Raw genomic sequence first — 13,930 nt, 5'->3', positions numbered from 1 at the left:
AATTGACTAAAAAATATGTGTATAATTGGGAATTAACACGATATTGTACAAATCATATTGACATGGTTTTAGCGTGTGCTATAATAAAAATAACTTAATAAATAAAGTATATAAAGTTTATTGAAGAAGAATGGGTCTTATAAGTGAAAGAAAAATGAGGTGTATAAAGAATGGATACATATGTTGGCAAACCCCAGACAATCAAGAAGGTGAATGAGAATATTGTTTTGAATGCAATTGCATCAAGCCCTGGAGTGTCACAGGTGCAGATTGCAGATTCCACAGGACTGAGTCTGCAGACCGTGAATAAAGTGGTGCGAAGTCTGGAAGAGAAAGGGTCGGTAATATGTACCGGCATCAGCACATACACAGGAGGACGCAGAGCACGAGTCTATGAAGTGAATGAAAACAAGGGATATATTGTATGCATCTATATCCAGGGAGACCAATTTCACTGTAAAATTACCAATATTATGGAAAAGGAGATCATTTCGCAGATTTACCATAGAAATCAGGACTTGGACTGGTCCGGGAATCTGCTTAAGGTGCTGGAAACCATGACCCGTAAAATCGATGCGGAACGGATTGAGATAATTGGAATCGCGGTTCCCGGTACTGTTACCAACAACAGGATCTATAATATTCCGGCCATTCCTGAATGGGAAGGGATGGATTTAAAGGATCTGATATCCAGGAAATATCCATGCAGGGTATGGATTGAAAATGACATTAAATCAGCCACCATGGGGGCATGCAGCCAGTTTTTACATGAGAACAACCAGAATATGGCGTATATAAGTATTCTGGATCATATCGGCTCAGCCATTATCATTAACAGAAAGCTTTATAACAGCTGTAACAGTTTTGCAGGTGAGCTGGCTTATATGGCATTGGGAGAGTATAACCGAAAGCCTAATCAATGCGGGTGTGCGGATGCGATCCTTGCGCAGGCTCTTGAGACGGGAAATAAAGATGGTATCATAACTCTGGTTGCGCGTCTTCTTGTTAACATCTGCTGTGTCATGGATCCGGACCTGATGGTAGTGGCAACTCCTCATCTGTCAAAGGATGACATACCTAAGATACAGTCCGAAATCTCCAACTATATCCACAGCGATTATGTCCCGGCAATCATCATTGATGATGTGATCGCGGAAAAGAATCTGGATGGTATTATATCGCTTTGCAGAAACAAAATTGAAGCAGCTGTGCAGATAATTAAAGCATAATTATATGAAAGGAGATACATTATGGAACATGTAAAAAGGAAATTTGCAGCCGAAATAGGGGGCACCTTTACAGACATTATCTATTTCCAGGAAAAAGACGGAAGGTCTGTACTGGAGACATTAAAGGTTGCATCCACCCCGGCACAGCCGGAGCAGGCAGTGATTGAAGGTGCGGATAAACTGATACCGGAATGGAGTGACATGGGAGAGATGCTTCACGGTTCAACGGTTGCCACCAATGCAGTCCTGGAACGAAAGGGTGTAAAATCAGCATTGCTGGTGACGGAAGGGTTTGCAGATGTCCTTGAAATACAGCGGGGAGATAAGGAAAATGTTTACGATCTGTTTTACCAGAGGCGTAAGCCGATCATACCGCGCAATATGGTGTATCCTGTAACAGAGCGGGTTACTGCAGATGGTGATGTATTGAAGGCCTTGGAGGAAGATCAGATACGGTCCATTGCCCAGGAGTTAAAAAGGGAGGATGTCAAGTCTGTGGGAATATGTTATCTCCACAGTTATGCGTTTGCAGATCATGAGGCCAGGACAAAGGAGATACTTGAAAAAGAGCTTCCCAATGCCATCATAACTGCATCCTATGAAATACTTCCCCAGTTCCGGGAATATGAACGATCCAGCACTGTGGCAATCACCTCTTATATAGCGCCTGTTATGGTGAATTATATTGAGAAATTATACGAGGATTTAAAGCATAGGAATTTTAAGGGAGAGATTTTCATCACTCAATCCAATGGAGGTATCATCCCCATGGGAGCACTGCGGAAGGAAGTTGCCAGGACTCTGTTATCCGGCCCTGCTGCGGGTGTGACGGGAGCGGCGTTTATGGCGCGTCAGCTGGGGATTCATAATATTATTACCCTGGATATAGGGGGAACGAGTGCGGACGTGTGCCTAGTTAATAATGGGGAGCCTCTGGTATCAACGGAGAATAAGATTGACGGTTCTGCAATTGCTGTTCCAATGCTGGATATTGTGACAGTAGGAGCAGGCGGGGGAAGTATTGCATGGTTGGATAATGGAGGTATGCTCCAGGTTGGCCCCAGAAGTGCCGGGGCAATTCCGGGACCGGCCTGCTATGACCGGGGTGGCGATCAGCCTACGGTGAGTGATGCGCTGGCATACAGGGGATTCATACGTCCGGAGCATTTTGCAGGAGGCAATTATCCTCTGAACGTGGAGAATGCCAGGCATGTCATGGCTGAGCTGGCAGATCAGGTACATGCGTCACCGGACGAGGTAGCAGAGGCTGTGATCCGGATCATGGAGGCAAATACCATGCAGGCGGTGAGGTTGGTTTCGACAGAACGGGGGTATGATGCCCGCCAGTATACAATGGTTGCTTTTGGCGGCGGCGGAGGCCTTCATGCAGCCAATATCGCCCAAGAGCTGGGAATCACAAATGTGCTTGTGCCCTGTTATGCAGGCATTCTTTCGTCCTTTGGCCTGTTGGTGGCGGATGTGATCAGGGATTATGTACAGACACATGTTACACGATGCACTGATACAACGCCGGAAATGCTCAGGGAACAGTTTTCACAAATACAAGAACATGCGGCAGACAATATGGTTTCTTACGGATTCGACAGGGAAAAGATTATTTTTAAATATGCGGTGGACGCAAGATATCTGGGACAAGCATTTGAACTTCAGCTGGATTTCGATGAAATTCCTGAAAGTGCTGGAAAGTTAGCAGAGGTGTTTCATGAAAAGCATCTTGCAAGATACGGCTGCAATTCACCGGACAATGATGTGGAGATAGTCAACTATCGTCTAAAAACTGTGATACCCCAGGATAATCAACTGTTGGAAAGCATGAAATATAATGCAAAGACAGACCGCTACGATACAACATGTTCTAAAGTATTGGTTGATGGGGAATGGATCGACTGTGATTTCTATACCTGGTCAAATTTGCCACAGGACGCCAGGATACAGGGGCCGGCTGTGGTTGAGGATGATACGACTACCTGCTTTATCCCGAAGAACTGGATTGGATTACTGCAGGATAACGGGAGCTTGTTGCTGAAAAGGGAGGAGAATTAATTATGGCAAAAGATATTGCGTTATTTAATATTCTTACGAACAACCTGCTTGCAGTTGCCAGAGAAATGAGTGCAGATATGCTTAGAAGTGCATATTCCACTGTTATACGCGAAGCAGCAGATGCCTCTACCTTTCTGGCGGACGCGAAAGGAAGGGTACTGGCACAGTCCCAGAATATCCCTCTTCATATGAATTCCGTCAGTTCAGCGCTGACAGGGGCATTGAGTAAGGTAGACACGTCCGCCTTGACAGAGGATGATGTGATCATTCTCAACGACCCATATAACGGAGGGCAGCATCAATCAGACGTCTATATGTTTTCCCCCGTTGTACATGAGGGTAAACTGGTTGCCTTCTCGGGCAGTGCCGGCCACCACGCTGATCTTGGTCATTCGGCGGGATTCAATCTGTATGCCAGAGATATATTTGAGGAGAGGTTTCGTTTTACCCCTATGAAATTTTCGCTTTCCCGGGATTGGAACGGAGGGATTTTAGAGCAGATCCTGCGGGCGAATCTTCGGCTTCCCAAAGATACCATCGGTGATTTTAATGCACAACTGGTAGCGAACGAGACCGGAAGGAGAAGGATACATGGATTTGTGGACCGGTACGGATATGATGAATTCATGGAAGTTTCCGAACAGCTGCTGGATTATGCGGAGCGGGCCATGCGAATAGCCATTGAACAGATTCCGGACGGGGATTATTATGGGGAGTGTATGGCAGATGATGACGGGATCCATGATGATCCGATTATTATCAAGGTAAAGGTAACGGTTCAGGGGGATTCTATGATGGTTGATTATAAAGGCACATCCGACCAGGTAGTGACTGCAATCAATTGTCCCATTGCATCTACGGTGTCAGCCACTTATTCAGCTTTAAAGATGATCCTGACCGATCCCACTGTGCCCATTAATGATGGGGCTTACCGACCTATTCATGTTACTGCACCCAAGGGTTGCATCCTGAATCCCAGGGAATATGCTCCTGTGGAGGGAAGAAATATTATAATCATGAGGGTATTCCAGTCGATTTTAAAGGCATTTGAGGATGTGCTTCCGGAACGTGTGCCTGCGCAAGGATATGACCAGCGTACAGAGATCAATCTTCAGTGGCAGGGGGATACGTTTGTGGCCATCAGCGATGAACTGGGAGGCGGCTATGGGGCCGGAATGTATAATGACGGGGCGGATCTGATTGATGATCCCCTGGGTAACTGCAAGAACTCCCCTGTCGAATCCCTGGAAATTGCCCAGAAATTTTTCAGGATCCTTCGGTATGATCTGCGTCCCGATTCAGGAGGAGCGGGAAAGATGAGAGGAGGTCTGGGAGCAATCAGGGAATATGAGTTCCTTAAAGACCATGTGGACATGACATTTTATTCCGACCGTTTCAAATATCCGGCACGCGGTGCAAAAGGAGGGCAGGATGGAGCGACAGCATATTTGAAGATACAGCGTGCAGATGGTTTAGTAGAACATATGCGAGCAAAAGGCCATGCGGTGTTGAAGGCAGGAGATCGGGTAGAGATGGCTCTTGGCGGTGGGGCAGGCTATGGAAATCCTCTGGAGCGGGATAGGAAGAAGTTGGAACAGGATATCGCCTGTAAGAAAGTAACCCGGGAAAAGGCACAGGAATTATACGGATATGAGGGGTAAATATAGATATGGCAGATTTAACAAATGACATTCTGGGCCAGCCGAAACTGTTTGCCCTCCACAGATCAAGAATATTATCCATTCCCGGAAAAGTCCGGTCTGAGGTTCGGGATAACTCCGTTCTCATGACAGGGATCGCCACCTCCTTGTCTGCTTTAAAAAGTGCGTATTACCTCCTTAACATGCAGAAAAAGAGTCATGTACAGCTAATCAATACATGCGACCTTCTGGATTACTGGTATCCTCAAAAGATGGATGACCGTCCGCTGGTGGTTGTAAGCAGGTCAGGAGAGTCGGCGGAAACAAGGCGTCTTCTGGAAAACATTAATGACCAACGAACGGTAATTGGGGTGACGGAGGATAGGGAGAGTATGCTTGCAAGGAGAGCCTCCTGCCTTTTGGAATTTGAAGCCCGGGAGAAAGCATTTTCTAACACTGCTTCCTTTACCATATCACAACTCTATACCTTGGCAATCTCGGTGGGATTGGGCTATGAGCCAAGTGTCTCGTTGGATGGATTGTTAGAACAGGTTTGTCATTTGGCATTAGCTGTGATTGAGCTGGAAGGACAGGCGGATAAGATAGGTATGATTATCGCGAAATCCAGCGGAATTATGATCGAGGGCCAGGGGTATCTATCGGGAATTGTTGAACAATATGCCCAGGACTTTCACGAGACACAGACAGTGGGGATTCCGGTGGTTGGAGGAGTCATGCGCCATGGTGCTATTGAACTTACACAAAATAAAGGAATTATAACACTTTTTCTGATTCCGGACGATCACACACTGGAACGAAAATCCGTATTGGCGGAGGAACTGTGGCAGAGCGGGAAACAGGTGGCGGTTTTAACAAATAGTAAGCACAGGTTTGTGAGCGGCATACCGGTGATGAGACTGCCTGGAAGCCCCATTGAGATATCCAGTGTTTTGTTTACACTTGGAATGCAGCTGATATTTGCCGGATTTGCAAAGGCACGGGGGATGGATGACCTGCAGCCTTCCCTAGTGGGAAAGGTGACACGAAGGGAGTGACTATATGGCACGGACAATTGGTGCGATCGGTGATTTGACAGTCGATATTATTATACCAGGTTTATCCCGCATACCGGAATGGGGTCAGGAAGTGGAAATTGGAAAACCCATATTACGTCTCGGAGGAAATATCGGCAATATGGCTGTGGGGGCAAGCGCTCTGAACAGTGATTTCAGGATTTTTTCCATTGTTGGAAAAGATGAAGATGGAAGTTTTATTCTGAACCGAATCCAGGAACTCAATCTGGACGCCGGGAATATTGAAATTACGGATCAGGAAAGTACATGCAAGACGTACGCATGCCTGAGAAATGACGGAGAACGTTTTATGCTTACCTATAAGGGAACTCTGGAATGTATTGAGAGTACTATGATAAAGAGCAATGTCGGAACAGATATCGTCTTCTTAGGCGGCTGGTGCCTTCCGCCCCGTGTTGAGGAAGAACGATTGATAAAGTGCATTGAATATTGGAAGGGAGAAAAGAAGATTGTTTCTACCGACCTGATCTGGTCGGATGATACCTGGAGTCATAAAAATCAGCTTACAAACTTTTTAAACAAAATTGATATTCTTTTTATGAATGAATCGGAGCTGCATGCCCTCACAGGAGAAACCGGTTTTGACAAGGCCGTGATACAGGTAAAGAAAATGATGGGAATTCATGGTTCGGGTGATGGACGGCTGTGTATCATAAAACTGGGAGCGGAGGGGGCTGCGCTGATCGATGGCGATAAGCTGTTCCGGGCAGGAGCATATCCGGTGACACCTGTGGACACAGTAGGAGCCGGTGATCTGTTTAATATAGGTTTTCTCCATGCTATGTTCCAGATCGGGATGGATTCCAGGAACGCATTGGAATTTGCATCAACCTTTGCCTCTGTATTTATTTCCAAGTATTACGGGAATCCGCCTACACAAAACGAAATCATGGATTTGATGAAGCAATTGGCATAGGGGAGCAGGAGGTGAGCAAATGGAAGATCATATACTTGAGATGAAGCATATCTCCAAGGATTATGGGGGGATACACGCACTGCTGGATGTGAACTTTAACCTGAAAAAGGGAGAAGTCCTATGTCTTTGCGGAGAGAATGGTGCAGGAAAGTCCACCCTGATGAAAATTCTCACAGGGGTGGAAAAACCATCGAAAGGTGAAATTTATCTTCATGGAAGGCTTGCCCATATAAATAGGCCGATCGATGCGTACCGCCAGGGAATCAGTATTGTCCACCAGGAACTGGTGCAGATTCCGGATATGACAATTGCAGAAAATATATTTGTGGGCCGATATGATAAAAAGGGGTGTTTCATTGACTATAAAGCATTGACGGAAAAGACAAACCGGTTGATGGAACGCCTTGGCATCCATTATAATCCGGATGCCAGGATCCGTCAATATTCCGTGGCTCAAAGACAGTTAATCGAAATCATGAAGGCATTGTCCTATGATTCATCAATTATTGTATTGGATGAGCCAACGGCTGCACTAACACTGGATGAAACTAAGATGCTCTATGACATCATCAGAAAACTGAAGCAGGAAGGGGTTTCCATTATATTTATTTCCCACAGGATGGAGGATATCTATGCGGTAGGGGACCGGATATATGTACTGAAAGATGGACGCTATTCCGGAGAAGCAATGGTCAAGGATGTGGCGGTGGAGGACATTATAAAAATGATGATCGGAAGGGATATCGGGCAGCAGTTTGTACAGAAAACCAACAAGCCGGGAGAGGTTGTCCTTGAAGTAAGAAATTTGACCAGCCAGCGGGTAAAAGATGTGTCCTTCCAGGTCCGGTCCGGGGAAGTGGTTGGATTCGGCGGTTTGATCGGAGCCGGCCGCACAGAATTATTGCAGGCCATATATGGTGTGGACAACTATGAAGGAGAAATCTACTACAAAGGCAAGCTGATCAAAAACACGTCTCCCAGGGCGGCGATTGACAGAGGGTTTTCCATGGTTCCCGAAGACCGGAAAGATAAAGGGCTTATACTTTCCCATTCCGTCCAGAACAATATCCAGATGACCATATTGGACCGGATTTCAAAAATGGGGCTGTTGAGCGGCAAAAAGGGAAAACAGACAGTCGGCACATTTATCGAAAATTTGAATATAAAGACATCCGGGGCACAGCAAAAAGTAGGAATGCTCAGCGGAGGTAATCAGCAAAAGGTTGTTCTGGCCAAATGCATGGCGCCGGATCCCAGTGTCATTTTGCTGGATGAGCCCACCCGTGGAGTGGATGTGGGGGCAAAAACTGAAATATACAAGATCATAAATGACCTGGCCAGCAAAGGGTTTGCAATTATCATGGTTTCATCCGAACTGCCGGAATTGATTGCTGTAAGCGACCGGATTATCGTTATGCGGGAGGGCCGGATATCCGGGGAAATTAATACGGAAGTCGTTACTGAGGAACAAGTCATGACATTGGCTATTTAGGAATGAAAGAAGGTACAACTGATGAAAAAAGATAGAAAATCCAACTTTCCTGCAAACCTGTGGGATACGTTCAGGTCTTCCAGCTATGTGGAGTTATTAGGTATTATATGCCTGATCGTCACATACTGTCTGATCGTGCAGTCACAGAACAGCACCTTCCTGTCCGTGGCTAATATAAAGAATGTTTCAAAACAGATTGTTGTGTACGGTATTTTATCATGTGCTCTGGCGTTTCCTATGATCGGAGGGACCTTTGACCTGTCCAATGGAGCCATGGCCGGCTTGGGCGGCGTGATATGTGCCAGATTGATTACAGACGGTTTTTTTGGACTTCAGCTGTCCCTTATGCCAGCAGTATTGTTTACAGTAGCGGTCTGCTGTGTTTTTGGAGCGGTCAATGGATTTATTGTCTCAAAGACAAGAATTCCCTCTTTTATTGTGACATTGGGAGCTGATATATACCTACGGGGAATTTTATATATTTTTGCTAATAATACATCGGTGACAGGACTTCCGAAGACATTTACTGATATCAGTAACAAAGAGGTTGGAGGAATACCCCTGTCAACATTGGTAATGATCTTTATATTTGCAGTTTCCTTTTTAGTCCTGACCAGAACATCCTTCGGAAGAAAGATATACGCCACAGGAGGAAATTACCAGGCGGCCTATCTGTCGGGGATCAATGTAAAAGCAGTGAGGCTTATTGTATACATAATATGTGCGGGTTTGTCTGCAATAGCTGGAATCCTGATGACATCGCGTGTTGGTGCCGCAACTCCAAGTGCCGGAGATGGCTATTCCACTATTGCCATTGCTGCGTGCGCCATGGGAGGAGTTTCCCTGGATGGAGGTTCAGGGACAATTATAGGGGTGCTTCTGGGCGCAGTCATGATGGGCATGATCACCAATGGAATGAATCTGCTTCATATCGGCTCTAATTGGCAGATGATCACAAGAGGGATCCTGATGATTGTTGCGGTATTCTATTCCATGTGGATATCTCAACTGGCAACCAGGACTAAAAAGAACAAATAATTAATAGGGAAAGCAGTTGCGATGCTGCTTTCACAAGCAAAAGAGGAGGGGTACTTTATATGAAGAGAGGTATTGCATTATGTTTAGCAGCAGTCATGACATTTTCTTTAACCGCATGTCAGGGAAAGGATACTGCGGGGAACACACAAGGGATATCGGGAGAAACCGCGGCCCAGGGCGAGCAGGAGAAGGATACGTCAAAGACGGACGCAGCGCAACAGAAGGCAGAGACGGAATCAGAGCAGCAGTTGTCCCAGGAGGCTGTAAATCTGGAAGGTTTTGATGAAGACTGGACTTATACGGATGTGGGAAAAAAGAAGATAGGAATTGTTCCATGGTCCATGGCTCAAGAGTTTAATTCCACCTGTGCAGAAACTAGCAAGAGGCTATGCGAACAGCTGGGCTGGGAGGCTACCGTCTATGACCCGGATGGGGACTGGACCAAAATGCAGCAGAATATTGAAGACCTGATCATTCAGGGAGTGGATGGGATCATATTTACAGCAATTGATACCGTTGCAGCGTCTTCCCTGGTAGACAGGGTACATGAGGCCGGAATCCTGATTGTGGACTATGACTGCTGTGCATCTGAGGGAAATGCGGACATGGATGTTGTTTATAATGATTATCTGGGAGGACAGATGGCTGCAGAAGAAGCCATGAAAGCTTTGGAGGGAGTGGAAAAACCGACCATTGTCATGTTTGAGGCAGAACCTTCCATTATGACCAGCGGATTGCGAAACAATGGCTTTATCGATTACATCAAGGAAAACCATCCTGAGGTAGAACTGGTCCAGAACCGCACCACTGACCGTACCAATGATGGATGCTACCAGTGGGCGCTGGATATGTATGCAGCGTATTCTGATGTGGATCTGTTCTTTTGTAATTGGGGAGACTGTGCCACCTCCGTGTGGTATGCCCTTCAGTCGGCAAGCGCAACAGACGTATATGTGATCGGCTATGATGCAACCAGTTCCCATCTGGAAATTATGAGGAACGAGGGACCTGACTGTACCTTCTACGCCAGTATTGCCATGTTCCCAGAGGTTTATGCCCGCACTTGTGTTCAGAAACTCAATGAGATCTGGGCAGGAACATACCAGAGAAAGGATGCTGCAGATCAGGTGGTCATTATGCCGGAGGTATTAAGAGCATCCGAAGCTGCTGATTGGAAACACTGACAGACATATAAATCTATATACTAAAACATCAAAATAAACATCAAAATCACACCAGCCGCAGCGTGTTCCCGGGATGATCAATGTGAGACCGGACACCTGCGATACGGGAAAAACCGCACTCCTCCCGGAACTGGTGTGATTTTTTTATTGTACCACCATAAACGGTAAAACGCAATATTGGATAAAATACCCCTATAAATAGGGAGGAGCCGGCAGGGATTTCTCCCTCCGGCTGTATTATGAAAAAAAGTCTTATAAGCAATGTTCTTTACAAAATATAGTATATCCATAAAATGTGAGCAGAATATAGATGAAATATGAACAGATTGTAAGAAGTTTGTAAATGAAATATGTTATTGCAGGAAGGGAAAATGTGGTATAATTTCCAGTGGGGAGGTGTGAAAAATGGATCCTATTATAAATCACAGAAAGATAAAAGGAATGATAAAACTTGTAAAAAAAGCTGCCATGGCCTTTGCAGCGGGCAATGTACTGGTGCTGACCGGGCTGGTATCCGGAATTGTATCCCAGGCAGGGCAGTGGGAGCAGGATCACCTGGGGATCTGGAGCTACAGGTACTCGGACGGAGATCTGCTGAAAGACGGCTGGTATTGGATCGATGGGGATATGGACGGGACGGCGGAGTGCTATTGTTTTGATTCCCAGGGGAATATGTACCAGAATACCACAACTCCAGATGGGTACCAGGTGGATCCATGGGGAGCGTGGATGACAGAAGAAGGGACACAGACAAAAACCATGGACCGGGAACTGACCGGAATCCCTTTTGGGATGGCTCTGCTCAGCGACAGCACATTGGTGAATAAATGGTCCGATTACCGACTTCTGATCCCACCGGACAGTGATATCAGCATTGTAAGTGAGTACAGGGATGAGGAAGCCAGGGGGCAGAATTATTATGACATTGGAACAGCGGCCACCGCAGAATACGGCGGATATTCCCTGTTTATCTGGTATCATAAGGACAATGACCCTCAGATCCCAGCAGGGGACCAGATGAGAAAGCATAATTATGACCTGATCCATGAATACCGCTATCCGGGACCGTTTGTGGAGACTGAGCGCGTGATCGGCGGGCATGGATTCAGCGGTTTCAAATATAAGGCATGGGGGTACGGGCACCAGAACTTCACACGAAAGATCGATGATATGGTGATGGAAATGGCATTTTCTTATCCGGACAACCCTGAATGTGAGGAAATGACAGAACGTTTTATTGACAGTATACAGGGAGGAAGGAACTAGTACACAAGCTGTACCAGTATACAAATATGTTATATCAGATTACGGATGGAACTGTTTCAGCGGGAGGGAAGGTGATCCTGTCCCATATAAATTTTCAGATACACGGAACTGAGAAGATCGCGGTGGTTGGCAAGAACGGCGCGGGTAAGACCACCCTTTTGAAGCTGATCGCAGGCGAGCTTTCCCTGGACCGGGATGACCGGCGCCAGGGGCCCGGGATCACCTGTTCCAGGCAGGTGACGATAGGCATGCTGTCTCAGCAGGTCTTTTCAGACATGGACAGGACCGTGCAGGAGGAGCTTCTCAGCTCCTGCCCCTGCAAGGACAGTTTTGACAGGGAACGGTTTGAATACGAGCGGGAATATGATATCCTGTTCACCGGTCTGGGATTCTCAAAGGAGGACAAGAAAAAGCCTATTTCCCATTTTTCCGGGGGAGAACAGACAAAGATCGCACTGATCCGGCTTCTTCTTGGAAGGCCGGATATCCTGCTGTTAGATGAGCCCACCAACCATTTGGACATGGAGACATGTGAATGGCTGGAACGGTATATGGAGCGATATGAGAAGGCAGTGGTGATGGTATCCCATGACCGCTTTTTTCTGGACCGCACGGCAGAGGTGGTCTACGAGCTGTCTCACGGCAGTCTGACCAGATACCCGGGCAATTACACCCACTACAAAGAGGAAAAGGGAAAGCGGATCCGTCTTCAGAAAAAGGCATACGAGAAACAGCAGGAGGAACTGGAGCGTCTGGGCGGCCTGGTAGAGCGCTTTAAGCATAAACCCAATAAAGCGGCGTTTGCAAGGGCAAAACGCAAAGCCATGGACCGGATGGAGCGGGTAGAACAGCCCTTGGAGGAGGATACCCATATATTTACCGGTGAGATCACACCGGAGATTCCCGGCAGCAAATGGATATTTACTTCGGAACATTTAAAGATCGGCTACGGGAAAGCTTTGCTGGAGGTCACTATGCGGATCCGGCGGGGACAAAAGATTGCCATACTTGGCTCAAATGGCGTGGGTAAGACTACATTTTTAAAAACCATTGCAGGTTTTATTCCTCCTGTGGAGGGAGAGTTTTCACTGGGAAATAATACTACTATTGGGTATTTCGACCAGCAGGCAGGAGCAATACAGGCAGACTGCTCTGTATTTGAACATTTTACAGGGATATTTCCCTCCCTTACCCAGAAAGAGGCCAGAAGTATTCTGGGCTCATATCTCTTTGGCGGGCGGGAGGCCGAGAAGCGGGTCGCCTCCCTTTCAGGAGGTGAGAAATCACGTCTTGTTTTGGCCGAACTGCTTCAGAGCCGTCCCAATTTCCTGATCCTGGACGAACCTACCAACCATATGGATATACAGGCAAAAGAAAACCTGGAATCAGCCTTCCGGGCATACACAGGGACCATTCTGTTTGTATCCCATGACCGGTATTTTATCCGCCAGGTGGCTGACGCGGTGCTGATATTTGAAAACCAGTCCGTGATGTACTACCCATTTGGCTATGAACATTACCTGGAGCGCAAGAACAGGATGCGGGATGGCGCGCCCATAGCGGCCCAGATCAAAGCGGAGGAGCAGGCTCTGATCGCGGGGATGCGGGCAGTCCCAAAGGCGGAGCGCCATCAGCTGAAAGAATTTTCCACAGATGCGGCGTACAGAGACTGGAAAATGGGACCGGTCCTGGACCGTCTCTATGCGGCAGGGGAAGAGATGGCAGCCATAGCCGCTTCCATGGAAGGAATGCATGATGCATGGACAGATTCCAAAGTATTCTGGGACGGCGGGAAATGGCCGGAGAAAGGGGAGTATGAAAACCTGTGCCGCCGGTATAAAGAGAGTTGGGAAAGGTGGCATGGATCGTGTATGGAGTGGCTGGAGGCAGCAGAAGAGACAGGCGTGTATGAGGGATGGATGACTCAGCCATAAAGAATTGCAAACAGGCAAAAAGGATTGCAAAAAAGACCGGGATTGTCAATCACCGGTCTTTATGTTAGACTGA

At 46.9% G+C, this 13,930-nt stretch carries 10 protein-coding genes; all 10 read left to right on the top strand.

Going from position 1 to position 13,930, the window contains the following annotated elements; translation table 11 throughout:
- The first annotated feature begins 170 nt into the window (after nt 1-170).
- The 10 genes from HMPREF9469_RS00555 (at nt 171) to HMPREF9469_RS00510 (ending at nt 13,857) form a co-directional block, all read left to right on the top strand.
- Nucleotides 171-1,229 carry an ROK family transcriptional regulator gene (locus HMPREF9469_RS00555; protein ID WP_007858063.1) on the top strand — a complete coding sequence of 353 codons (1,059 nt, stop codon included), beginning with the start codon at nt 171-173 and terminating at the stop codon, nt 1,227-1,229.
- A 21-nt stretch (nt 1,230-1,250) separates the two neighbouring features.
- The gene (locus HMPREF9469_RS00550) at nt 1,251-3,293 is read left to right on the top strand and encodes a hydantoinase/oxoprolinase family protein (RefSeq protein ID WP_007858061.1); all 2,043 of its coding nucleotides are present in this window, start codon (nt 1,251-1,253) and stop codon (nt 3,291-3,293) included.
- 2 nt (nt 3,294-3,295) lie between these two features.
- Nucleotides 3,296-4,954 carry a hydantoinase B/oxoprolinase family protein gene (locus tag HMPREF9469_RS00545; protein WP_007858060.1) on the top strand — a complete coding sequence of 553 codons (1,659 nt, stop codon included), beginning with the start codon at nt 3,296-3,298 and terminating at the stop codon, nt 4,952-4,954.
- 8 nt (nt 4,955-4,962) lie between these two features.
- A complete protein-coding gene (locus HMPREF9469_RS00540; protein WP_007858059.1) occupies nt 4,963-5,988 on the top strand; it encodes an SIS domain-containing protein in 1,026 nt (341 codons plus the stop codon).
- Between the two features lie 4 nt (nt 5,989-5,992).
- The gene (locus HMPREF9469_RS00535) at nt 5,993-6,943 is read left to right on the top strand and encodes a carbohydrate kinase family protein (RefSeq protein WP_007858058.1); all 951 of its coding nucleotides are present in this window, start codon (nt 5,993-5,995) and stop codon (nt 6,941-6,943) included.
- Nucleotides 6,944-6,962: 19 nt separating this feature from the next.
- Complete coding sequence (locus tag HMPREF9469_RS00530) at nt 6,963-8,435, top strand: sugar ABC transporter ATP-binding protein (RefSeq protein WP_007858057.1); 1,473 nt, start codon at nt 6,963-6,965, stop codon at nt 8,433-8,435.
- A 21-nt stretch (nt 8,436-8,456) separates the two neighbouring features.
- Nucleotides 8,457-9,473: an ABC transporter permease gene (locus HMPREF9469_RS00525; RefSeq protein WP_007858054.1), complete on the top strand. Its 1,017-nt coding sequence runs from the start codon at nt 8,457-8,459 to the stop codon at nt 9,471-9,473.
- Between the two features lie 59 nt (nt 9,474-9,532).
- Entirely contained in the window at nt 9,533-10,657 is a 1,125-nt protein-coding gene (locus HMPREF9469_RS00520; protein WP_007858052.1) for a sugar ABC transporter substrate-binding protein, read from the top strand.
- A 405-nt stretch (nt 10,658-11,062) separates the two neighbouring features.
- Nucleotides 11,063-11,923 (top strand): hypothetical protein, encoded by an 861-nt coding sequence (locus HMPREF9469_RS00515; protein ID WP_007858051.1) that lies wholly within the window; start codon nt 11,063-11,065, stop codon nt 11,921-11,923.
- A gap of 26 nt (nt 11,924-11,949) precedes the next feature.
- A complete protein-coding gene (locus tag HMPREF9469_RS00510; protein WP_040414823.1) occupies nt 11,950-13,857 on the top strand; it encodes an ABC-F family ATP-binding cassette domain-containing protein in 1,908 nt (635 codons plus the stop codon).
- The last annotated feature ends 73 nt before the right edge of the window (nt 13,858-13,930 follow it).

It is taken from the genome of [Clostridium] citroniae WAL-17108 (assembly GCF_000233455.1).
Taxonomy (GTDB): domain Bacteria; phylum Bacillota; class Clostridia; order Lachnospirales; family Lachnospiraceae; genus Enterocloster; species Enterocloster citroniae.
The sequence above is the reverse complement of the archived record's forward strand: the minus strand, read 5'-3'. Positions and strand labels throughout refer to the sequence as shown.

What these genes read in the sequence shown, in the direction of transcription:
- HMPREF9469_RS00515 (WP_007858051.1), top strand. Translation starts at nt 11,063, where the DNA reads ATGGATCCTATTATAAATCACAGAAAGATAAAAGGAATGATAAAACTT.
- HMPREF9469_RS00520 (WP_007858052.1), top strand. Translation starts at nt 9,533, where the DNA reads ATGAAGAGAGGTATTGCATTATGTTTAGCAGCAGTCATGACATTTTCT.
- HMPREF9469_RS00525 (WP_007858054.1), top strand. Translation starts at nt 8,457, where the DNA reads ATGAAAAAAGATAGAAAATCCAACTTTCCTGCAAACCTGTGGGATACG.
- HMPREF9469_RS00555 (WP_007858063.1), top strand. Translation starts at nt 171, where the DNA reads ATGGATACATATGTTGGCAAACCCCAGACAATCAAGAAGGTGAATGAG.
- HMPREF9469_RS00510 (WP_040414823.1), top strand. Translation starts at nt 11,950, where the DNA reads ATGTTATATCAGATTACGGATGGAACTGTTTCAGCGGGAGGGAAGGTG.
- HMPREF9469_RS00535 (WP_007858058.1), top strand. Translation starts at nt 5,993, where the DNA reads ATGGCACGGACAATTGGTGCGATCGGTGATTTGACAGTCGATATTATT.
- HMPREF9469_RS00540 (WP_007858059.1), top strand. Translation starts at nt 4,963, where the DNA reads ATGGCAGATTTAACAAATGACATTCTGGGCCAGCCGAAACTGTTTGCC.
- HMPREF9469_RS00545 (WP_007858060.1), top strand. Translation starts at nt 3,296, where the DNA reads ATGGCAAAAGATATTGCGTTATTTAATATTCTTACGAACAACCTGCTT.
- HMPREF9469_RS00550 (WP_007858061.1), top strand. Translation starts at nt 1,251, where the DNA reads ATGGAACATGTAAAAAGGAAATTTGCAGCCGAAATAGGGGGCACCTTT.
- HMPREF9469_RS00530 (WP_007858057.1), top strand. Translation starts at nt 6,963, where the DNA reads ATGGAAGATCATATACTTGAGATGAAGCATATCTCCAAGGATTATGGG.